A 22,106-nucleotide genomic window follows, 5' to 3' on the forward strand; every position below is an offset into this window, starting at 1 on the left:
TCTAGAGAAGTGGTGGCTTATCATGGAAGTTTCAGCGGTCATTGGAAGGTCGGTATTTGCTTTTGTTACGTTATGGCTAATGACAAGGTTTATGGGACGAAAACAAATTACCCAAATGACGTTCTTTAATTATATAACTGGAATTGCGATCGGATCTATTGCAGCTGATATTACTGTTGATCCAGAGGTCACCTTTATTCAAGGTGGAACAGGAATTGTCTCTTGGGCCATACTTACCATTTTAGTCGGTTATATGAATTTAAAATCAAGATTTGCTAGAAAAGTCATTGATGGACAGCCAGAAATCGTAATCAAACAAGGGAAAGTTATGGAGGATTCATTAAGAAGACTAAGACTAGACTTAGATGAACTCACCTTTTTATTAAGAAATAAAAGCATTGATTCGATTCAAGATGTGGATTATGCCATCCTCGAGACGAACGGAAAATTGTCTGTTATCAAAAAAGACTTGGAACAAGCAGTGACCAAAAGAGATTTACATCAAGATGAACCACGTAAAAGTCAAAAAATCCCCTTTGCAACAGAGCTTATTATAGATGGAAACGTCATCGAAAAAAACTTAGTTGAATTACAGTTAGATCGTAGCTGGTTAACAAAAAAATTGAATGATGAGGGTATTAATGATGTCAAAGAAGTATTCTACGCTCAGTTACAAACAAATGGAAATCTCTATGTCGATAAATATGAGGATCAACCGCTGAGGTAAAAAGAAGAGGAGCTGCTCAATAAATGAGCAGCTGGCTTTTACATATCATGGCTACTATTTTTCTTCTGTCTCGTATGATTATGGTTCTTTACTTTTTTAGAGCCGCTTAAAGGAGCTGGCTGACCTGGGTTATCTCCTTTAGGTGCATTTTTTCGCATATCTTTTCCATCATTTTTGTTCATACAATCCACCTCCTACTTCTAGGATGGGGTTTTGAGTAGTTTTTATACCGAATAAAATCATGAACCAGTGGACAATTTAACGATACAACAGTTCACTGACGGAGAAGAACCGCTTCTACCAGAAGGGACCATACTAACGAAAATTAGGAGTGAACCAATATGCCATATCATAAAGACAAACAACAAGCATTCCAAGCAGCTCAGCAAGGGTTTCATGATGCATCTGAACTCTACCAAGAAATCGTCAAGGATAGTGCAAGCTATGGTCATCAACTCAAACACTTAAAAAATGAAGTCAATGAAGCATATGCCCAAATTCAAAATGCTCTAGAAGTTGCATCTGAGCATCAAAAAGAAAGACTCGAGCAATTCCAGTCCGACCTCCAGTCCATCGTAATGGATGTAAACGGACAGGATTCATACTAATCCACCAATCAAAAAACAGGATGACTAGTGGGTCATGCTGTTTTTTGATTGGTGAAAGCATTGGCTGTTCGCAGTGTTATGGGGAACATCTATATTTGAAGGCATTCAAAGGATCAATGATATGGAGACATGACTTTAACCCTCGATGGCTAGAGATAGGGGGATTTTTACTGGAAAGGGCCTTCATAACCCGGATGATGACCAAAAAGCCCAAATCCTAACGAATGTTTGTCTTCATAAGATCGCTGATTTACATAATAGAGAGATCCCCCAAAAAAAGATCCCCCAATAAAGTCCCCTGTTACCGAGCGACTCACCTTACTAAGTAAGTATTTATTATTTCACTTACCCTTATCAATAATGAATGAGATGCCTCAATAGCCTGAGACATCTCATTCATTCAACCGACTATTGATTGGTTTTACGCTTTTTATTATTTTGCTTTTGAGCTTCAGTTAAAGGTTCGTTCGAGAATTCCTCGTTATATCCAGCGCCTTGACCTTGTGCGCTAGCAGCATTCATTCCCTCACGAACATGATTTGCTTTTCGCTTTGCCATTTTTCCTCACCTCCAAGTACCTAGTATCTCCAAAAAACGACAAAATACTTCCGTGCCAAAAAAACCGAAAATAGGAAATCTTTTATTCTTCATCTTTTGTAAAAGCTTTCTTAACATAGCTTTATGATTCGATTCAATCTTTTCATTTCAAAATGAAGCCTAATAATATACATGATTTTAAACATTTATAATATGAAAACGTTTTATAACATAAGGTAAACTTATCAATAACAATAACTTTCTTGTTATTTACTTATAAGATAGGTTGTATTAAGATAGAATTGTAAGAAAAGTTGTGATGAAAGCAAAGATTCGAACTTTTCGACTAATTTCTTTTTGTATATGATTACGAAAGAGGGGGTAATGATATGACAAAACATGATGTGTTTAACGCTCGTAAATCATTTGATTTAGATGGAAAGCGTTATAACTACTATTCACTTGAAGCACTTGAAGAGGCTGGTATTGGAAAGGTTTCCAAATTACCTTATTCTATTAAAGTTTTACTAGAATCAGTGCTTCGCCAGTTAGATGGTCGTGTAATTTCTAAAGAACATGTTGAAAATCTAGCAAAATGGGGAACAGATGAAGTGAAGGAAGTGGATGTTCCATTTAAACCTTCACGTGTTATTCTTCAAGACTTCACTGGGGTTCCAGCTGTTGTTGACCTTGCTTCACTACGTAAAGCAATGGCGGATATGGGTGGAGACCCTGACAAAATCAATCCATTAAAGCCAGTTGATCTAGTTATTGACCACTCGGTACAAGTTGACCGTTATGGTACTGCTGACGCGCTTGAAGCAAATATGGAACTTGAATTTGAACGTAATGCTGAGCGTTACCAGTTCTTAAGCTGGGCTCAAAAAGCATTCGATAATTATCGTGCGGTTCCACCTGCTACAGGTATCGTTCACCAAGTAAACCTTGAGTTTCTAGCAAACGTCGTTCATGCAGTTGAAGTTGACGGTGAATTTGAAACATTCCCTGATTCTCTAGTAGGTACTGACTCACATACAACAATGATCAACGGAATCGGTGTACTTGGTTGGGGTGTAGGTGGTATCGAAGCTGAAGCTGGAATGCTTGGTCAACCTTCATATTTCCCTGTTCCAGAGGTTGTGGGTGTTAAATTAACAGGCGAGCTTCCAAATGGGGCTACTGCAACAGACTTAGCTTTAAAAGTAACTCAAGTTCTTCGTAAGCATGGGGTAGTTGGTAAATTTGTTGAGTTCTATGGTCCTGGTGTGACTTCACTTCCGCTTGCTGATCGTGCAACTGTTGCGAACATGGCTCCTGAATACGGTGCTACATGTGGTTTCTTCCCAGTTGACGCTGAGAGCTTAAACTACATGCGTTTAACAGGTCGTTCAGAAGAACAAATCAAAATCGTAGAACAATACTGTAAAGAAAACGGATTATTCTTCAATCCTGACGAAGATCCAATCTATACAGATGTAATCGAAATTGAGCTTGCTGATATTGAAGCAAATCTTTCAGGTCCAAAGCGTCCTCAAGATTTGATCCCACTTTCAGCAATGAAAAAAGAATTTAACGATGCGTTAACTGCTCCTCAAGGAAATCAAGGCTTTGGCTTAGATACTTCTGAGATTGAGAAAGAAGTAACGGTTAACTTTAATAATGGCGATACAACTACAATGAAAACAGGTGCGATTGCCATCGCTGCGATTACGAGCTGTACCAATACATCTAACCCGTATGTATTAGTAGGTGCTGGTTTAGTTGCGAAAAAAGCTGTTGAATTAGGAATGGAAGTTCCTAAATTTGTTAAAACATCTTTAGCTCCTGGTTCTAAGGTTGTTACAGGTTACCTTCGTGACTCTGGACTTCTTCCATATTTAGAAGAAATCGGATTTAACTTAGTTGGTTACGGTTGTACTACTTGTATCGGTAACTCAGGTCCATTAAAAGACGAAATTGAAAAGGCAGTAGCAGATAGTGACTTACTTGTTACTTCTGTACTTTCAGGTAACCGTAACTTTGAAGGACGTATTCACCCACTTGTAAAAGCTAACTACTTAGCATCACCACCATTGGTTGTTGCTTATGCTTTAGCTGGTACAGTTGACATCGATCTTCAAAATGAAGCAATTGGAAAAGATAAGGATGGAAATGATGTATTCTTCAAAGATATTTGGCCAACATCAGCTGAAGTGAATGAAGTGGTACATCGTACAGTTACACCTGAATTATTCCGTAGAGAATATGAAAATGTATTCAGTGACAATGCTCGTTGGAATGAAATTAAAACAGGCAATGACCCACTTTATTCATTTGATGACCAATCTACGTACATCCAAAACCCACCATTCTTTGAAGGGTTAAAGCCAGATCCAGAAGAGGTTAAACCATTATCTTCTTTACGTGTTGTGGCAAAATTCGGTGATTCCGTAACTACTGACCATATTTCTCCTGCTGGTGCTATTGGAAAAGACACACCTGCTGGTAAATATTTACGTGAAAATGGGGTAGAGGTTCGTGATTTCAACTCATATGGTTCTCGTCGTGGTAACCATGAAGTAATGATGCGGGGTACTTTCGCAAATATCCGTATCCGCAACCAAATCGCACCTGGAACGGAAGGTGGATATACTACTCACTGGCCAACTGGTGAAGTGACATCTATCTATGATGCTTGTATGAAGTATAAAGAAGAAAATACAGGATTAATCGTATTTGCAGGTAAAGATTACGGGATGGGATCTTCTCGTGACTGGGCTGCAAAAGGAACAAACCTATTAGGAATCAAGGCGGTTATCGCAGAGAGCTTCGAGCGTATTCACCGTTCGAACCTAGTGTTAATGGGTGTTCTACCTCTACAGTTTAAGGATGGAGAAAGTGCTGATACACTAGGATTAACTGGTAAAGAAGCAATCGACGTTCAAATCGATGAAAATGTAAGACCACGTGACCTAGTAAAAGTTACTGCTACTGATGAAGCTGGAAACAAGAAAGAATTTGAAGTTCTTGTCCGTTTCGATTCTGAAGTCGAAATTGATTACTACCGTCATGGTGGAATTCTTCAAATGGTATTACGTGATAAGCTTAAAGCCTAATGAGATAGAAGCACCTTGTGTTAAACACAAGGTGCTTTCTTTTTGTTCAAGTATAAGAAGCAGAAATCAGTGATTACAGATCAAATCCCTTTATTGAGTTAGCTACATTAAGGTATGATTAGGTTGGACAACTTTGAGAGGAGAGCGTTATGGGTGTATTTCAACTGGGTCCACTATCTGTTAAATATGAATGGATTCTCATGTTTCTGGCTGGATGGATTGCTTACATAGTTATGAAGAAAGTGACTGAAAAAGATTCTTCATTTCAAAACGAATGGGTCGAAGCATTCATGAATAGCCTATTTATTTACCTTCTTACTTATAAGTTCAGTATTGTGATATTTCGTCCTGATCTTATTATCGATCATCCCGTGGCTCTTCTATATTTCACTGGAGGAACGAGAGGTAGTATTTTAGGAATGATTGTCATAATTCTTTACCTAATATGGAAAATTAAGAAGCATCAGTGGAACAAAGCACAGGTAGTCTCGGTGATTGTTTATGGTTTTGTCACATTTGCGCTTAGTTTCTGGCTATTACGTACTTTATTTTATCTATTCTTCTAGGGTAAAATACGAGTAGCCTAGAGAAGGAGGACCTTACATGCTGAAGAAATCATTAGCAGCCATTATTCTAATTGCTTTAACAGCGGTTGCAATCATTCAAACAATCGATCGCAATGCGGAAGAGGTGACTGCTGAAACAGGACTGGAAGTTGGACTAAAGGCTCCAGACTTTGAATTAGAAAATTTACAAGGGGAGAAAGTAAAGCTTTCTGACTTTGAAGGAAAAAAAGTGATGCTTAATTTCTGGGCTGAATGGTGCCCACCTTGTAAAGCAGAAATGCCTGATATGCAAAAGTTTCATGAAGAAGCGAAAGAAGATGTCGTCATCTTAGCAGTAAATATGGATACTCCTGCCAACCGAGATAAAGTTGATGCATTCGTTAAAAATATGGAAATACAATTTCCAGTTTTGCTTGATGACAAGTTTAAAGTGAATAAGGTGTATCAAATCATTAACATACCTACATCCTTTTTTCTTGATGAAAAGGGCGTTATACGTAACAAAGGAGTAGGGGCAATGACGTATGAAATGATGAAGAGCTACATAGATGATATGTAATGATGGAACCCTTCACACCAGAAGCGAAATGAAACATTTATGTTGCTTCTGGTGTGAAGTCCTATTATCTCTTTTTCTTCCCTTCGCTAGTGTTCAAATAATTTGCTCGGTATTTATCATCATCCCTAGACGAATAAATATATCCTGCTCCCATCGCAACTGATCCAAATAAGGTACCTACAACATATCCCACTGAATGAAATCCTAAAACAAAACTAAGCACCGTTGCAGCAAGTAAAGCAAACAATACATACAGTAAAAAGTTCCCCATATACTCCTCCTTTATGAAGTAAATTCCTTAAAATTCCAATAAACACTATTTATCCTACGAATGGTATGATTAGGAAGTTTCAAAAAAATCCACTTTTTTTTCGTTATCATATTTTCAACTCGAAGTGAATGATAATCAAATCAATTTACAAATATAGTGACTTTTGTATAATATCTAAAATAAATATGAAAATTCTGTGAACTCTGAAACCTTTTGGCCCTTTTCATCGTATTAATAGTTGAACACGATTAAATTTTCTAAAAAATTGTAATAATAAGAACTCTATTCGGAGATACTTGCAATAAAAGGATAGTAGGCAGGTGAGAAAGTTGAGAAAACCTCGAAAGCGCTCGTTTGCAGAGCTTGTGCAGGAAAATAAGCGCCAGTTATTAAAGGATGAAGCGGCACTCGATCGGATTGAAAAGCGCCTTGAAGAAAAGCATCTAGGAAAGGCTGAATAAATGTAGACGTTGCCTACATGTAAGTCCACAATTCGGAGATACTAACATTGAGGAGGGATTTACATGAGCAAAAATATTTCTACTAAGAAGAATGATAAGCATTTTGCACCGAATCATATTGGGACAAAATCCCGATCCTTTGGAGGAAACAAAGGAAAAAAAATGCAAGATCAGTCGGGTCAGCACCCTCAAGTGATTCAAACAAAAGGAGAATAACTCTTTTTCATCCGCTTGGTTATACAGGCGGATTTTTTCGTTTTGTAGTTACTATTCCAATAGCACCCAGTGTTTTCCGTGATATTTTTCCCGGTTCTTCACAAACTATTTCTGTACCATCACTAAGAAATAGGGAGGAAATCAGGATGGCAAATGATAAAGCAAAACCAGATGACCGCAGTGATAATGTAGAAAAACTCCAATCCATGATCGTCCACACCATTGAAAATATGGATGAAGCAGAAGAAGCTCTAGAGTTTGCTACAAATGAAGATGAGCGCGAACAAATTGAAGCAAAAAATGATCGAAGACGGAAGAGTATCGAAGCGTTCCGTCATGAAGTGAAAGAAGAAGCAGATTTCAATGGATTAAAATAACTCGGACACAAAAGACCTGATCCTGTATCAGGTCTTTTGTACGATTAAGCGGATACAGTAGCAATTGATTCAGGTCATTCGCAAAAATATGGTAAGATAATGAGGAAACTACATAAGAGAAGTGATGAAGATGAATCAACAAAAAATAGATCTGCAACAAGTAGAAAAGCAAGTGAATGAATGGGAAGACGAGCTAAGAAAGAACGGCTTTATTCAAGCAGAAGAACAGCTATTGCTTTGCTTACAAGGTTTAAATGAAAAGGAGCATGGAACTCTTATATCAAAGCTGTTAACGATAGCCGCTCAATCACGAATGAGTCAAAATGATAAAGACTCGGTCTCATTTGCATGGATGGAAAAAGCCCTACAGCTTGATTCAGAAAACAAGCGAGCAGGAGAGTATCTGGCTCAATATGAATGGAAAAAAAAGAAAGAGCTATTAGACTTGCTTACCTTTCCACCTATACGGGAAACCGATAATCGCCCTGCTAAGAAAAAGATAGCTGAACAGTATCTTGCTATTTGTCAAAGGTTTATGGAGGAGTCTGAGTACCACTTAGAGGAACTAGAAAAAAGCTTGATGATTTCTAGAAAGTTTAAAGAATCTTCCCTTCAATCGATCTATGAGAAATTAATTCAGCTCCTTGAAGAAACCGTGGAAGAAGTAGCACGATTACGAAAAGCAACTAAAGAATATGAAGAATCTATATCCGGTGTGTTTTACACATCTACACATTACCAAGATATGAAAATCCACCAGGATAACATTATCGAACTGCAAAGGGAGTGGAACTTACAGTTTCATGACGATGATGGGGAGGAAAATTCCCTAACAGCTTTAGATCAGTTAAATGAAATGATCGGTCTGAATACGGTAAAAAGTCGTGTGCATGATTTTTATCAATTTTTTAAATACCAGAAGCAGCGGAAAGCTCTTGGATTCCATTCAAAGGATGAAATAAGCTTCCATATGGTTCTGACTGGAAATCCCGGTACTGGAAAAACGACACTTGCTCGTTTATTAGCTAAAATCTATTATGAGTTAGGTGTTCTCCCTCGAGAAGAGGTCGTCGAAGCTGATCGCTCTCAACTGGTTGGGTCCTATGTGGGACAAACGGAAGAAAATGTTAGAATGATGGTGGAAAAGGCTCTAGGTGGGGTTCTTTTTATCGACGAAGCCTATAGCTTAAAAAGGGAAGGTCAATCAGGCAGTGATTATGGACAAACGGCCATTGATACACTCGTTTCCTTAATGACAGGGAAGGAATATGGCGGAAGGTTTGCCGTGATTCTTGCTGGATATCCAGAAGAAATGCGTCAGTTTCTTGATGCGAATCCAGGCTTAAGAAGTCGTTTTCCGGGGTCAAACCTCATTCAGCTACCAGACTATTCTGACCAAGAGCTGATTGAAATTGCTGAGAAAATTGCTATAGAAAATGATTACATCCTGACAGAAAATGCTAAATTTGAACTTCAAAAGCGGTTGGAAAAAGAACGAGTGGATGATACGTTTGGGAATGCCAGAACAGTAAAAAACATCGTCTTGGATGCCATTTTTCAAAAGGGTTCTCAAAAATTATTTGAAAACAACATTCTTTCTTACACACTCCTTGAAAAAAAGGATTTTGAATGGGGAGAAGAAAGATTGGAAGAAGATCCGAAAGATCAGCTAGAACGTCTCGTTGGGTTGAGTGATGTAAAAGAAGAGGTGAAAACACTCATTTCCTTTGTGCAAATGCAGCAATGGCGACGAGAGAAGGGCTTACCAGCAGTTCCTATTCAGCTTCATTCCGTTTTTACAGGGAACCCAGGTACCGGAAAAACGACTGTAGCCAAAATCTATGCGGAGCTATTAAAAGCGTGTGGCATCTTAAAAAGAGGCCATTTAATTGTAACGAGCCGCGCGGATTTTGTCGCTGGGTATGTTGGCCAAACAGCGATAAAAACAAAGAAGAAAATTCGTCAAGCACTTGGTGGTGTATTGTTTATAGATGAAGCGTATTCATTACTTGGAAATGGCACAGGAGATTTTAGCAAAGAGGTCATTGATACCCTCGTAGATGAAATGACGAAGCACAATGAAAATTTAGTCGTTATTTTAGCAGGTTATCCAAATGAAATGTCAATACTGCTAGAAAGCAATCCAGGATTGAAGTCACGGTTCAAAAAGTTTTTTTACTTCGAAGATTATTCAAAAGCGGAATTGCTTCAAATTATGGAGGCATATGCCGAGCAATACGAATATAGTATAGCTCTTGAAGCTAAAGAGCTGTTTCTAAGCAGTATGGGTGAATTAGACTTTGTAAAAGGAAATGGACGGTTCGCCACAAATTTAATCAATGAAGCGATTCAAGCACAAGCGTTACGGATTTTCACTCAGATGGACGGGGAGCCGTCAATTGAGAGCTCATCTGAGTTAATGTCAGATGATATTAAATATGCCTTATCAAAACTTGGGAGAGGGTAATGAGCAAGAAGAATGGTCCTGGCCAAAATTGAAAGGGGAAAGATGATGTTTATTTCGACGAGGGAGTTAGAAGTAAGATACGCGGAAACTGATCAAATGGGAGTCGTATACCATGCAAATTATTTGGTGTGGATGGAGCTTGGACGAACGAAATTAATTCAAGATCTTGGATTCAATTATGCAGAGATGGAGAAGGATGGGATCTTGTCTCCCGTAATTGACATTCAAGCCTCCTATAAAAAACCATTGCGGTATGGTGAGACTGCTACAATTCAAACTTGGATTGAAGAGTACGATGGTTTCCGAGTTACTTATGGCTATACAATATTATCACCAAATGAAGAGATCGCCGTAACAGGATGGTCCAAGCATGTTTGTGTTAAAAAAGAATCCTTCCGACCAATCTCTGTCAAAAGATCGTATCCAAATTGGCATGAAGCATATGAAAAAGCCAAAAAACAAGGCATGTAACGAATCCGAACAAAAGAGGTGAACAGCTTGGCATTTGGCATAAAAAAGCAGGAGCTGCAAGCATGGAAAACCGATATAGAAAATGGAAAAATCGCATTCCTTACTCATTACTGGTTAGATGATCGTTTTCCAGGACTTCGTACGGTAACAAAAGTGGGCGGGAGAGATCTAAAGGAGCTTGCTAGATGGGGAAGTAGGTATGGTCTGAAGAGTGAATGGATACATATACGTACCGACGGCTATTCCCATTTTGACCTTCTTGGCGAAAAGCAGCGAGAAATTCTTCAAAAGGAAGGACTCGAGGACCAGATTTGGGAATAAAAAAGCTTAAGCACACACTATAATGTGATGCTTAAGCTCCTTTTTATTCTGCTGTATAGCGGAAAACAGGCTCTAGTGCTTTGGAATTAAAGTCTACGTAAAGGTCATGACCATCAAAATACCAAAGATCTTTTTCTTCTATAAAATAGGTAATTCCATCTTTTTCTGTATGTATACCAAGGTTAATTGGTTCTTCATTGGAAACACCAAGTGAAAAGCCTTCTTGAACCGTGCTACATCCGCCGTATCGTGCGAAAAATCTAACAAAATCACCTGTTTTTAACGTGAACTCATTTGTATACCAACGAGCTGCCTCATCATTAATATGTATTTGCATGCGGATTCTCCTTCCTGATTGCTCCTTTTTATTATAGTAGATTGTACAGGAAGAAGCGAATAATGGCATTGAACATCGTGATTTTGGGAAAAACTACACAAAAATAAGGAGGAAGCTATGTCTGAAACAAAATTATTTAATTTAATCGGAATAGGTATGTTTAGTGGGATAGCAATGATGACTTTTTTACATTTAGAAAGATTCGACAAGCAATTGGAAGCAATGATATTCTTTGGAATTATGGCCATCATCTATTTCGTAATGGTGTTTATCCGAAAGCGTGCGATCGGTCTATTTGTCCCCATCATGACCGTGTTAGCAGTCTTAGCGATCAGCTTTATTTTTTTACAAGGGATCTTATTCGGCGGACATCATTAGTGTGAAAACAGTGCAATGAACGAATCCTATTGCACTGTTTTTTTGTTTCGACTCAAGCATTCCCTAAATGAATCCAGAAGAAAGCATCAAAATATTCAATACACCGTGCCAGATGATTGCTGGTAATAAACTTTTAGAACGTAGGGTGATGCCTGCAAAGAAGATTCCTGTAAAAGCGAAGGCTAGGCAAGCAGCTAAGGAATAGCCGAGGGATAAATGAGAAAGTCCGAATGCAACACTAGAAAATACCAATGCCTTCTTTCCTCCAACTAACTCAACCATTCGTGATAGAATCACTCCGCGCCAAAGAAATTCCTCAATAAATGCATGGATTAACGTAAACATGAGGATAAAAGAAAAGGAATAAACCATTTTCGGTTCCCGCAGGAGAGGAAGGAACAAAATAATATTGATTCCAATGGCAATGATCAAAAATTGTCTGATCGTAATAGGTTTTAAGCCTGACCAGATGAATGGAAACCTAATTGACTGATTCCATTCTGGCTTCTGCCAATAGAACACAATGGGGCGCTTAAATTTTCGAATGACATAGGCCATTGCTAAAATTGGAATGAGAATGAGAATGCGACTAATAATAAGTGCTTCTTCATTATCTAATGATATGGATGCGACCATCCGATGACTATACAGGTAGATGACTTTCCCCACAAAAAAGGCAATCATCGCCCATGAAAATACCCGTAGTTCCTCATGTAAAAATGGGATTACTAGCATCGTAATGAATAATAGGAGATATGCAATTTGAAAGCTTTGTAGCTCAAAAGCAAGGAAAATGATCGTAAATGTAATAAGCCAAAAAGCATTCAAATGGGTCTGTTGAGTATCGTTCATTTACAGTACTCCTCCTCGTGCAAGCAGGTTCATATATGAATATTCTACCAGAAAATTACGAGGGGATGTGGGCATAAGCAAAATAGGAAAACCTCCATGTATAAGTATACTCGGAGGTTTAGAAGAGGTTTATACGTTAAAATGGTCGATAATCATTCGTAATTCCATCGTTAAGTTTTTTAAACGATCAGAAATTGCTTTTACTTGCTGAACAGTTTGTTGCTGTTCAACAGTCGTGCTTGATACTTCCTCTACTTGAGCCGATGTTTGCTCTGATATTGATACTACATTGTCAACAGAGCTTGAAATGGATTGGCTCCTTGTCAGTAATGACTTACTTGAAGAAGCAATTTCATCTATTTCTAACACTAGATGATCAATAAAGCGGCTAATATTTTGAAAGCTATTCTCTACTTGCTTACTCATTTCCGCTCCTTCGACGGCCGTTTTTCGACCATCATAAATATTTGTTAACGCTCTTGTGGAGTCTGTTTGTATTTCGCTAATGAGTAAATTAATTTGATCAATCGACATACTGCTTTGTTCTGCAAGTTTCTTCACTTCATGGGCAACGACAGCAAAGCCTTTTCCATGTTCGCCTGCTCTAGCTGCTTCAATCGATGCATTAAGAGAAAGGAGGTTGGTTTGTTCAGATATATCATAGATTAGCTTGGTAATATCATTAATTGTTTGAAGCTTATGATCTAACTCTTTCATGATGAGTGAAGATTCTACAGCTTGATCGACAATACGCGCCATTTTCACATTCATATCCTCAACAGCAATATGACCATCAGCTGCGACTTGTTTCGTTTGATTTGCATGCTTGGCAATCTTCTCTACATTCTCTGATACGGTTGTTACCACCATTACATTGCTTTCGGCATTCGAAGATATATTCACCATATCAGAAGCTAGCTGTTCTGCACCAACGGATGCTTCTCTCATAGCTGAACTAATCGTATCGGTTACTTGGGATGAACTATTTGCTTGTTCACTCAGTACGTTCGAGTCTTGTTCAACTTCCATGATAAGATCATTCATTTTCTCCGTTAACTGTTTGAGCGTTGTCACCATTTGATTGACTGATTGAAACAATACACTAATTTCATCGTTCGACTTTGTGTCAATCGTACTGGACAAATCTCCATCTGCTACATTTTTCAAAAAAGCAGATAGTTTTTTGATTGGATGAATGAAATAGTTGGCGAAAAATAGACTAATAAAAATCGCAACAATGATTAAAATAATCATAATTATGATTTGGATAGTAAACAGCTTAGACAGACTGTCTTTTAAATCCACATCTGCTGCATCTATTCGATTGCTCATATTTAACGAAATAGTAGATGAAAAGGATTTCACTTCCTCTTGCGGAATGATTGAATAAATTCTTAGCCCAGTACCTTCATGCTTTGCATTTATGAAGGTTACTTCCTTTGTATCAAGATACACTATGCCATCTTTCTCTTCTAAAAATATGGGGAGGGTGGAGATATGTTCTCCAATACTTGACTCTATTTGATTTCGAGTAGCCAATATTGTACCCATTTGATTTGTAACAATTAGATACCCATTGTTTCCGATTTTTGTGTTTGATATGTGGTCCGTGATGGAATGAAGGGACACCTCTATTGCTAAAAACCCGTTTCTTCCTTCGAGAGGAGCACTTATTGTTAATGCATACTCTTTATTATTTTCCGTTACATACGGCTGTGAGATGTGATAGGTGCCTTTAGCTAGAGAAGGTATGTTCTTAAGCGACTGATTCAACTCGTTTGTTAAACGATTAGAGGAAGAGACGGTCACAACATTTTCGTTAACTAAATAGATGTTTTTTAACAGCGTATTTTTACCGATAAATCGTTGTAATAACGTTCGAATTGCTGTGGTGTCATTTTCATAGATTTCTGGAAAGGTAGAAATCGCAAGGAGCGTATTTTTTCCTTGATTAATCACATCATCGACCATTCGGTTTACATTTTGTGTTTCATGATAGGTTAAGGTTCCAGCGTAATGCTCAGAGAAACCGCTTACATCATGTTGCACATCTTTAGAGAGTCCCTTCGTTAAGCTCTCTCCATTTTTCGAAAACTGTTGAACAGAGAGGAATGTGAAAGCTGAGCATACCCCTATAATCAAAATCATGGTAAATAAGACTCCAGTTAATAACTTCATTTTTAAAGACACGAAATAGCCCCCTTATTTACAATAAAAGCAAACCCCTTTTCCTCATTATAAAGGCCATCTATTTCATTTTTTTCAGAAAATATGAAATTTGTATTACAATTTACCTATATACGAATATGCTAATAGGATACAGAAACAGTTTGTTACATATATTATTACTAGATATCAATCTTAGGAACAGGATGGTTGCAAGAATAAACCGTCTAGGTCGAATGATCGATTTGTGTACTTTTTTTGAAGGTTAACTACCATCTGAATCTCTAATCATGTGAAGAAGGCAGAATACTATCTAGAAAACGATACACATTCTATAATAGATAAAAGAAGGAAATAGCAGAGGTGAAAAAATGTTTAAAATTACAGGGAATGCTTACGAATACTTACAGAGAACCGTTGAAGATGAGAAAAATCAAGAGGACGAAAAACTGTACCTTCGCCTTTCAATGGGAATTGGCTGAGGGGGCCCTCAATTAAAGCTGTCTCTGGAAGAGCAGCCATTAACTGATGATAAGTTGTTTGCGTTTGGTGATTTAGAAATCGTCATTCATGAACGAGATTACGTCTATTTTGACTATACGAAGCTCGATTTTGTAAGAGACGTTCTTGGAAGAGCCAAATTTGAACTAATAAAACTATGAGTGGGAACCCGCGATGCTTCGCGGGTTTTTTTCATCTACTCATGTTAGGGAGAAGTTTATAGTTTTCACTATAGAAATGTTAATAAAAGGGTTAAATATTACAAGTATGTATACTTTCGGTTAGGTTCCTTGACGGAAAGCTTGATTGATTCCATTATGGTAAATAGGAATATAGTTGTATGTTTTTGGATTTGGTTAATCATTTAACTCTTCAACAAACTGAATTAGTTGTTCGAAGCAATAGATGGTTTTAATTGGGTGACTTTCGCAGGTTAGGTTCGAATTATAGCCATACAGCTCAACATAAAATTCAGCTTGAGGTTCTTTTCCTACTTCCGTTAGGTAAATATAATTTTCCATTCAATTGCACCTACCTTATCTTTGGATAATTTAATAGTAGCTTAAGAAATGAAGGATGTAACAAGTAGTTTTTGTCAATTTATTGAAGAATTTTTTTCCATCTTAATAAAAGGGATGATCCATCTATGAAGTTTTTCTTAAAGAAGAGAAAGAGTCAACCGAACATCTTGCAAATTGCAAAAGATACACCTGGTTATATTAGTATAAATAATCAAGATGTGTTAAAACAGTTAGAGATGATTCATTTAAGCGAAGAAGAGCTACGTTTGGTTCATGCATTTCAACCGATTGTTATGGAGCATATTGAACAATTGGTTGAGAATTTTTACCAGACGATATTAAAAGTAGATCATTTAAAAACCATTATTGAAAGTAATAGTACAATAAATCGTCTTCGTCAAACCTTGCAAGGTCATATCGTTCAGTTGTTTGAAGGGAAGATTGATGAGGGATTTATTGAAGCTCGGTTAAGAGTAGCCAAAAGACACTATATAATTGGTCTAGAGCCTCGTTGGTATTTATGTGCTTTTCAAAATGTGCAAAATACATTATCTAAACTTGTTTATCAGTATTTGACTCAAGAAGAAGAGCGCTTTGCCATGAATTGTGCGATTTCTAAGATTCTAAATTTTGAACAACAGCTCGTTCTAGAGGCTTATGAACAAGAAAATATAAAAGCAAGAGAGAACCACTATGAAACCATTAAGAAACAAATCAAGGAAAATATATTAGAGGTGAGCCAAGAACTCGCAGCATTAAGTGAACAAACGAACGTTGCAGTTCTTTCATTAATTTCCAGTAGCCGAAACGTAAATGAGCTTGTTTTCAACCACAGTGAAAAGTCAGCAAAATCGAAAGAACTAGCTGCAACTGGCCAAGAACGTATATTTACGTTATCTAATCATATTGATTCTGTTAACGGTTTAACGAAAACCGTGGAGAGCAACATTTCCCAACTAAACCATTCTCTAAAGAGAATTACTGAGTTTGTAAAGGTTGTACAAGATATTGCAGACCAAACAAACTTGTTATCTTTAAATTCTGCTATTGAGGCCGCAAGGGCTGGCGAGCATGGAAAAGGGTTTGCCGTAGTAGCTGACGAGGTACGGAAATTGGCTGATCAAACGAAAACGTCAATTAGTGAAATTAACTCCATCGTAACTACTTCAAACACATTTATGGAAAATGTCATACAATCATTAGATGGAGTAAGAAATGTCATACAATCTAGTGAACAAGACTCTAATCATACCAAAAAATCTTTTGTAGAAATTGTTTCATCCATGGAGGAGAGCTTGACTGAAACGGTTGAAGTAGGCCAAAAAATGACCTACCTTGTTCGAGTGATAGAAGAAATTGGTGTAGCTACATCGAAGGTTTCATCCTCTGCTGAAATGCTTAATGAAACAGCTAATACACTGTAGTAATCCGTAGGGGAGCTACTAACAGCTCCCTACGATTCTTTATTATATAATGGATAGCTGATCGTAAATTCAGTTCCTTTTCCGAGTTCACTTGATACCGCTAGTTGCCCGTTATATTTTTGCAGCAGCTTTCTACATATGGAAAGGCCAATTCCAGTGCCCTCCTCTTTTGTTGTAAAATAGGGAGTAAATAAATGATGGAGTGTCTGCTCATCCATACCCGGTCCATTATCAGACACTTTTATAAAAACCGTTTGGTCGTCAGCACTTGCTTCAAGTTGAATGATTTTGCGTTTCCTTTGATCATCTGTACTTGCTTCAATTGCATTTTTGATAAGATTTGTGAGGACTTGTATGAGTTCGTATCTGTTGCCATATACCTCTACCTCTTGAATAGCCGAATGAACATACAGTTGAATATCCTTCTGAATAGCTTGGCCCATGTATAATTGCTGCATATCTCTTAGTAGGGATTGGACATGAATTCTTTCCATCCCTTTTTTTTCAGAATATGGCTCCCTAAGGTAATCCTCGAGAATCCCGTTTGCTCGTTCGATTTCTCCGATAATAATCTGTCCATATCCTTGCTTTCCGAGTTCATCAAGCTCCGGCATTAGTAGTTGTATAAACCCTTTGATTGCAGCAAGTGGATTTCTAATTTCATGCGCCATAGCGGCATGATCCGGCAAGGAGAGGTCTTTCTTAAGGGCTGGAATACAATAAACATGAAGAAGGTTCGAAACGTTTGTTTGGAAGACTTGATACGGTGTTGATTCTTGTGATATAAATAGGTCAAGGTGCTGAGGTGAAGAGCTTCCCTCTAGTAGGATACGATGAGGGTCTAGATGAAACCAGCTAGTCCCAATTAATGGGGAAATGGAGCTATTTACAATCTTGAAATCTTCATTTATTACAAAATATATATTTGGCTGATCATGTGATAACTCAAATGGTTCAAACAATAGAAGTCCCTACCTTTCACGAAATATCCGTTTCTCTTTACTCGAATATATGAGGGGAGGAAGGGAAACATGCTCACATTTTGTAAAATGGTGAGGAATGAAGGGGAACAAAAAACAGCTGACATATTTGATATGTCAGCTGTTTTGATTACATCCATTTAATTTTTGGTTCGGTTTTGTTGATGATTCTTTTAATATTGGCTCGATGTCTATAGATGACAAAAATGCCAAGTATGGTAACTACCACAATTAGTGCGGGATCAAAAATTACCATCGAATAAATGATAGCAGCGAATGCTCCTAAAATGGAAGATAACGAAACATATTTAGTAAGGTATAAGCAAATAAAGAAAATAGCAAACATAGTTAAAAACATGTATGGCTCATAGCCAAGTAATACACCAGCAGAGGTTGCAACTGCTTTCCCGCCTCTGAAGTTAGCAAACACTGGATACATATGACCTATAACTGCAATTAGCCCAGCAATTAGCTGATGCATTTCGGTATCAAGGAAAAGAGGTAATAGGGTAGCTAACGTCCCCTTTAATATATCTGCTGCAGTTACGATAAGTCCTGCTTTTACCCCTAATGTTCGAAAGGTGTTTGTCCCACCTAAATTTCCGCTTCCATGCTCGCGTATATCAATCCCGTAGAACCCTTTTCCAATAATTAACCCTGAAGGAATCGAACCGAGCAGGTACGCGATTATCACGATCATTACGATTTCAATCATCCATAATTCTCCCTTACACTTTGTCTACGTTCTTCTATTGTATCATTTATTTTACAAAACACCATGAAGAATATGTCAATTCCCTTCGTGCTACTTGTTACTACTATATATATGGCTCGAGGTCAAAATATATTAATTCATTTTTCATTGAAACTTTTTACTTGTTTTGTTCGTTTACGTATATGTTGAATAAAAACAAGATAAAAAAAGGGAAAACTTGTCTGAGATTTTCGCTTCTCAACAGATAGGGACATACGTTACGATAGATAGAAGGAGGAAGATACATGGCGAGAACAGAACTTCACAGTAAGAAGCCACTGTCCAAAGCTTGGATTATAGCAGGGCTTGTATTTGCTTTTTTTCTAATCATTTCAAGTAGTCTATTAATCTTATATCCCTTTGCTTCAAAGGAGAGAACGGATTATTTTATAGGAGAGCATCCTATTTTATATAAAGGGGAGCAGGTAGGAAACGCGGTAGTAGAGAATAATACCGTATATGTTCCCCTTTCATTTATGAAGCAATATGTGGATGACAGCATTGCGTTTGATGAAAAATCAAATTCCATTATTATTACGACGAAGGATAAAGTGATTCAAATGCCTTCTGAATCTCTCACCTATTATGTGAATGAAAAGCCGGTTAAGCTACAGCTTACCCCCATAACCGATCAACAAGGGGAGCTTTATATTTCACTCGACCCTATACTTGCCTATTATCCTATACAATATGACCTATTAGATGCCACAAAGGCAATTTGGATTGAACAAGACGGTGATGAGAGGCAGGTAGGAACGATCCATGCTCCGAAGGCACATGAAGAGAAGCTTCGCCTACGTTCAGAAGCTCATCTTCAATCACCATACTATGATCAAGCATCAAATGGAGAAACGGTCTTTGTCGAGAAAGAAGAGCAAGAATTCTATTATATCCGCAAAGAAAATGGGGTAGCGGGTTATATTCATAAAGAATTTGTTCAAAAAGAAGAGAAGAGAACGGTTTCCATCGTACATGAACAAAAGGAAGCCACTCTACCAATTATCAATGGACCCATTCAATTAACGTGGGAAGCCGTTTATTCCAAAAATCCTGACATCAGTCAATTACCTGCCATGCCTGGGGTGAACGTTGTTTCTCCCACTTGGTTTGAGCTAAGTGGAGAAGATGGATCGATAAAAAACTTAGGTTCTTTGGATTATGTGAACTGGGCAAAGAAACGAGGCTATCAAGTCTGGGCACTGTTTTCTAATGCATTTGATCCTGAACTTACACATACAACGTTTAAAGACTATGAAACTCGTCAGAAAATGATTAGACAGCTTCTCCATTACAGTCAAATGTACCAATTAGATGGGATTAACATCGATATAGAGAATGTGAATATTGAAGATGGTCCTCTAATCACTCAATTTGTTCGTGAAGGAACACCCTATTTTCATGAGGCTGGATTAATCGTTTCAATGGATATCAATTTTATCTCAAACAGCGGAAATTGGTCTGCTTTTTATGAAAGAGAGAAACTGGCTGAAATTGTTGATTATTTAATGGTCATGGCATATGACGAGCATTGGGGCTCTTCACCCGTTGCAGGAAGTGTAGCAAGCTTGCCGTGGGTTGAAGAAAATTTACAAAAGCTATTAGAAGTCGTACCAAATGAGAAACTGATCCTCGGTGTGCCGTTATATACCCGAATCTGGGAGGAAAAAGCTAACGGGGAAGTTTCGTCAAAAGCGTGGAGTATGAAAAAAGTAAAGGAATGGTTGAAGACCAATAATGTAAAGTCAGTATATGATGAGACAACAGGTCAAAATTATGCTGAGCATTATTCAGAGGGAGATCAAGCCACTTATAAAATTTGGCTTGAGGATGAAGTTTCTTTACAGAAAAGAGCCGAGCTAGCCAATAAATATGATCTCGCTGGAGTAGCAAGCTGGTCAAGGTTTTTTGCAGATGATACCGCTTGGACTGCATTAAACTTAGATCAAAAACAAGTAACGAAAAAATAATTTTGCTTATAACAGTAAGCTGCCAAGACACGCGTATCACTTGGCAGCTTTTACATTTGTCGTTGAGATATTGAGATATTCATCCATTTTTATTACGATGAATAGAGGATAAGGGATGGGAGTGACTAGATGAAGACAGGATTATCAGCCATACAGTGGATGGCCTTTATGATCGCAGGAACAATCGTCGCACCGATTGCCATTGCAGAGTTATATGGATTAAGTGCTGCAGAGACCTCGGGACTTGTACAGCGGACCATGTTTGTACTTGGGATATCAAGCCTCTTACAAGGCTTGATCGGACATAGACTCCCAATCAATGAGGGGCCTGCAGGACTATGGTGGGGAGTATTTGTTATTTATGCGGGGATTGGCACAACCATTTTTCAATCGTCAACTGAAACACTACAGGCTTTAGAAGGTGCTATGATCATAAGTGGAATGGTTTTTATTCTTTTTAGTAGCTTAAAGTGGATTGAAAAGCTGGCTACCCTTTTTACACCTGTCGTATCAGGTGTTTACTTGTTATTGCTTGTGTTACAGCTTAGTGGTTCATTTATGAATGGGATGCTAGGGGTTGGCTACCGAAAAGAAGAAGTGGACCTTCCGATTGCGGGAATTAGCTTTGTTGTTGTCCTTTTAGCCTTCTATTTATCTAGGCATTCTTCAACACTTATCAGTCAATATTCCATTTTAATTTGCCTAAGTGTTGGATGGTGCTTGATGGCCATATTCAAGCTGTCAACCCCCTTTACTTTTCCAAGTGATCGCATCCTCTCGTTTCCAAAGGTGTTTTCTTTTGGAATGCCAGTATTTGAGACAGGGATGATCATCACAGCCATATTTGTCTCGTTGCTTTTACTTACAAATATGATTGCAAGTATTCATGTCGTGCGAAGAGTGTTGAGTACATATAGAACAGAAGATCGACCTACAAGAGTAACTGCAGGAGGCTTTGTAACGGGGATCAACCAATTATTAGGAGGTGTGTTCTCAGCTATTGGACCTGTACCTATTTCTGGCGCTGCTGGGTTTATTGCCACGACGAACATTAGTAAACTCCTTCCGTTTTTGATTGGTGCTGCCTTTGTAACCATTTCGAGTTTCTTTCCAATGATGATGAGCTTTTTTGCCGCATTACCAACTCCAATCGGTTACGCCGTTACATTTGTTGTTTTTACAAATATGGTTGGAATCGCGTTTGGCGAAATTGAAAAAGAGGCAAATCAAAGCAGAATTAGGCGAGTGATTGGTGTTGCCTTGCTTACAGGGGTTGGTGCCATGTTTGTTTCCTCAAAAGCGTTTATTGGTATTCCTCCCTACCTTACAGCACTACTGAACAACGGATTAATCCTGGGAACATTGATGGCAATAATAATCGACCAATATTCGATTCGGAAAGAAAAGCTACTTTCCAAAGTCTAATTTAACTTCGCACATCGTGTGGAGTTTTTTTGTTTTTTGTTAACTAAATATTCATTGAATTTTCACAGAATGATCAAATTTGCTATCGCTACAAAATGGTAAAATTTTAAAAAGGGGTTTGATAG

General features: G+C 37.9%; 24 protein-coding genes. 15 read left to right on the forward strand and 9 right to left on the reverse strand.

Annotation, left to right across the window (positions count from 1 at the left end):
- Positions 1-22 precede the first annotated feature (22 nt).
- Positions 23-727: a DUF421 domain-containing protein gene (locus tag LS684_RS10400; RefSeq protein ID WP_233805820.1), complete on the forward strand. Its 705-nt coding sequence runs from the start codon at positions 23-25 to the stop codon at positions 725-727.
- A gap of 38 nt (positions 728-765) precedes the next feature.
- Here the strand turns inward: LS684_RS10400 and LS684_RS10405 are convergent, their stop codons facing one another.
- A complete protein-coding gene (locus tag LS684_RS10405; RefSeq protein WP_233805821.1) occupies positions 766-909 on the reverse strand; it encodes a small acid-soluble spore protein P in 144 nt (47 codons plus the stop codon).
- A 159-nt stretch (positions 910-1,068) separates the two neighbouring features.
- On the opposite strand from LS684_RS10405, the gene LS684_RS10410 reads away from it, so the two are divergent.
- Entirely contained in the window at positions 1,069-1,335 is a 267-nt protein-coding gene (locus LS684_RS10410; RefSeq protein WP_233805822.1) for a hypothetical protein, read from the forward strand.
- A 408-nt stretch (positions 1,336-1,743) separates the two neighbouring features.
- Here the strand turns inward: LS684_RS10410 and sspO are convergent, their stop codons facing one another.
- Positions 1,744-1,893 carry a small acid-soluble spore protein SspO gene (gene sspO / locus LS684_RS10415; RefSeq protein ID WP_233805823.1) on the reverse strand — a complete coding sequence of 50 codons (150 nt, stop codon included), beginning with the start codon at positions 1,891-1,893 and terminating at the stop codon, positions 1,744-1,746.
- Positions 1,894-2,261: 368 nt separating this feature from the next.
- Between sspO and acnA the strand changes: the two genes are divergently transcribed.
- The 3 genes from acnA (at position 2,262) to LS684_RS10430 (ending at position 6,092) form a co-directional block, all read left to right on the forward strand.
- Positions 2,262-4,967: an aconitate hydratase AcnA gene (gene acnA / locus LS684_RS10420; RefSeq protein WP_233805824.1), complete on the forward strand. Its 2,706-nt coding sequence runs from the start codon at positions 2,262-2,264 to the stop codon at positions 4,965-4,967.
- Between the two features lie 149 nt (positions 4,968-5,116).
- The gene (locus LS684_RS10425) at positions 5,117-5,533 is read left to right on the forward strand and encodes a hypothetical protein (protein WP_233805825.1); all 417 of its coding nucleotides are present in this window, start codon (positions 5,117-5,119) and stop codon (positions 5,531-5,533) included.
- 37 nt (positions 5,534-5,570) lie between these two features.
- Positions 5,571-6,092 (forward strand): TlpA family protein disulfide reductase, encoded by a 522-nt coding sequence (locus tag LS684_RS10430; RefSeq protein ID WP_233805826.1) that lies wholly within the window; start codon positions 5,571-5,573, stop codon positions 6,090-6,092.
- 64 nt (positions 6,093-6,156) lie between these two features.
- On the opposite strand, the gene LS684_RS10435 is transcribed toward LS684_RS10430, so the two are convergent.
- Complete coding sequence (locus LS684_RS10435) at positions 6,157-6,363, reverse strand: hypothetical protein (protein ID WP_233805828.1); 207 nt, start codon at positions 6,361-6,363, stop codon at positions 6,157-6,159.
- A 329-nt stretch (positions 6,364-6,692) separates the two neighbouring features.
- On the opposite strand from LS684_RS10435, the gene LS684_RS10440 reads away from it, so the two are divergent.
- The 6 genes from LS684_RS10440 (at position 6,693) to LS684_RS10465 (ending at position 10,676) form a co-directional block, all read left to right on the forward strand.
- Positions 6,693-6,824 carry an FbpB family small basic protein gene (locus LS684_RS10440; protein WP_233805830.1) on the forward strand — a complete coding sequence of 44 codons (132 nt, stop codon included), beginning with the start codon at positions 6,693-6,695 and terminating at the stop codon, positions 6,822-6,824.
- Between the two features lie 63 nt (positions 6,825-6,887).
- A complete protein-coding gene (locus LS684_RS10445; protein ID WP_233805832.1) occupies positions 6,888-7,040 on the forward strand; it encodes an acid-soluble spore protein N in 153 nt (50 codons plus the stop codon).
- Between the two features lie 146 nt (positions 7,041-7,186).
- A complete protein-coding gene (tlp, locus tag LS684_RS10450; RefSeq protein WP_233805833.1) occupies positions 7,187-7,417 on the forward strand; it encodes a small acid-soluble spore protein Tlp in 231 nt (76 codons plus the stop codon).
- Between the two features lie 130 nt (positions 7,418-7,547).
- Positions 7,548-9,884 (forward strand): AAA family ATPase, encoded by a 2,337-nt coding sequence (locus LS684_RS10455; protein ID WP_233805834.1) that lies wholly within the window; start codon positions 7,548-7,550, stop codon positions 9,882-9,884.
- Between the two features lie 45 nt (positions 9,885-9,929).
- Positions 9,930-10,355 carry an acyl-CoA thioesterase gene (locus LS684_RS10460; RefSeq protein WP_233811609.1) on the forward strand — a complete coding sequence of 142 codons (426 nt, stop codon included), beginning with the start codon at positions 9,930-9,932 and terminating at the stop codon, positions 10,353-10,355.
- Positions 10,356-10,382: 27 nt separating this feature from the next.
- Entirely contained in the window at positions 10,383-10,676 is a 294-nt protein-coding gene (locus LS684_RS10465; protein ID WP_233805835.1) for a hypothetical protein, read from the forward strand.
- Positions 10,677-10,719: 43 nt separating this feature from the next.
- Here LS684_RS10465 and LS684_RS10470 read toward each other — a convergent pair whose 3' ends face one another.
- The gene (locus LS684_RS10470; RefSeq protein ID WP_233805836.1) at positions 10,720-11,013 is read right to left on the reverse strand and encodes a HesB/YadR/YfhF family protein; all 294 of its coding nucleotides are present in this window, start codon (positions 11,011-11,013) and stop codon (positions 10,720-10,722) included.
- A gap of 117 nt (positions 11,014-11,130) precedes the next feature.
- Here LS684_RS10470 and LS684_RS10475 point away from each other — a divergent pair, with 117 nt between their 5' ends.
- The gene (locus LS684_RS10475) at positions 11,131-11,391 is read left to right on the forward strand and encodes a hypothetical protein (RefSeq protein ID WP_233805837.1); all 261 of its coding nucleotides are present in this window, start codon (positions 11,131-11,133) and stop codon (positions 11,389-11,391) included.
- Positions 11,392-11,454: 63 nt separating this feature from the next.
- Here LS684_RS10475 and LS684_RS10480 read toward each other — a convergent pair whose 3' ends face one another.
- The 3 genes from LS684_RS10480 to LS684_RS10490 all read right to left on the reverse strand — a co-directional run bounded on the left by LS684_RS10480 (position 11,455) and on the right by LS684_RS10490 (position 15,431).
- Positions 11,455-12,243, reverse strand: coding sequence for a CPBP family intramembrane glutamic endopeptidase (locus LS684_RS10480; protein ID WP_233805838.1), 789 nt, complete (start codon positions 12,241-12,243; stop codon positions 11,455-11,457).
- A gap of 129 nt (positions 12,244-12,372) precedes the next feature.
- Positions 12,373-14,433: a methyl-accepting chemotaxis protein gene (locus LS684_RS10485; protein WP_233805839.1), complete on the reverse strand. Its 2,061-nt coding sequence runs from the start codon at positions 14,431-14,433 to the stop codon at positions 12,373-12,375.
- A gap of 833 nt (positions 14,434-15,266) precedes the next feature.
- Positions 15,267-15,431, reverse strand: coding sequence for a hypothetical protein (locus tag LS684_RS10490; RefSeq protein WP_233805841.1), 165 nt, complete (start codon positions 15,429-15,431; stop codon positions 15,267-15,269).
- Between the two features lie 125 nt (positions 15,432-15,556).
- Here LS684_RS10490 and LS684_RS10495 point away from each other — a divergent pair, with 125 nt between their 5' ends.
- The gene (locus LS684_RS10495) at positions 15,557-16,855 is read left to right on the forward strand and encodes a globin-coupled sensor protein (protein ID WP_267930180.1); all 1,299 of its coding nucleotides are present in this window, start codon (positions 15,557-15,559) and stop codon (positions 16,853-16,855) included.
- 29 nt (positions 16,856-16,884) lie between these two features.
- On the opposite strand, the gene LS684_RS10500 is transcribed toward LS684_RS10495, so the two are convergent.
- Together LS684_RS10500 and plsY are read right to left on the reverse strand one after the other, a co-directional pair.
- A complete protein-coding gene (locus LS684_RS10500) occupies positions 16,885-17,817 on the reverse strand; it encodes a sensor histidine kinase (protein ID WP_233805843.1) in 933 nt (310 codons plus the stop codon).
- A gap of 148 nt (positions 17,818-17,965) precedes the next feature.
- Positions 17,966-18,547 (reverse strand): glycerol-3-phosphate 1-O-acyltransferase PlsY, encoded by a 582-nt coding sequence (plsY, locus tag LS684_RS10505; RefSeq protein ID WP_233811611.1) that lies wholly within the window; start codon positions 18,545-18,547, stop codon positions 17,966-17,968.
- A 287-nt stretch (positions 18,548-18,834) separates the two neighbouring features.
- Here plsY and LS684_RS10510 point away from each other — a divergent pair, with 287 nt between their 5' ends.
- Both LS684_RS10510 and LS684_RS10515 read left to right on the forward strand, forming a co-directional pair.
- Positions 18,835-20,556 (forward strand): glycosyl hydrolase family 18 protein, encoded by a 1,722-nt coding sequence (locus tag LS684_RS10510; RefSeq protein ID WP_233805845.1) that lies wholly within the window; start codon positions 18,835-18,837, stop codon positions 20,554-20,556.
- A gap of 129 nt (positions 20,557-20,685) precedes the next feature.
- Entirely contained in the window at positions 20,686-21,981 is a 1,296-nt protein-coding gene (locus LS684_RS10515; RefSeq protein ID WP_233805847.1) for a purine/pyrimidine permease, read from the forward strand.
- Positions 21,982-22,106: the final 125 nt, after the last annotated feature.

The sequence above is a fragment of the Cytobacillus spongiae genome (assembly GCF_021390075.1).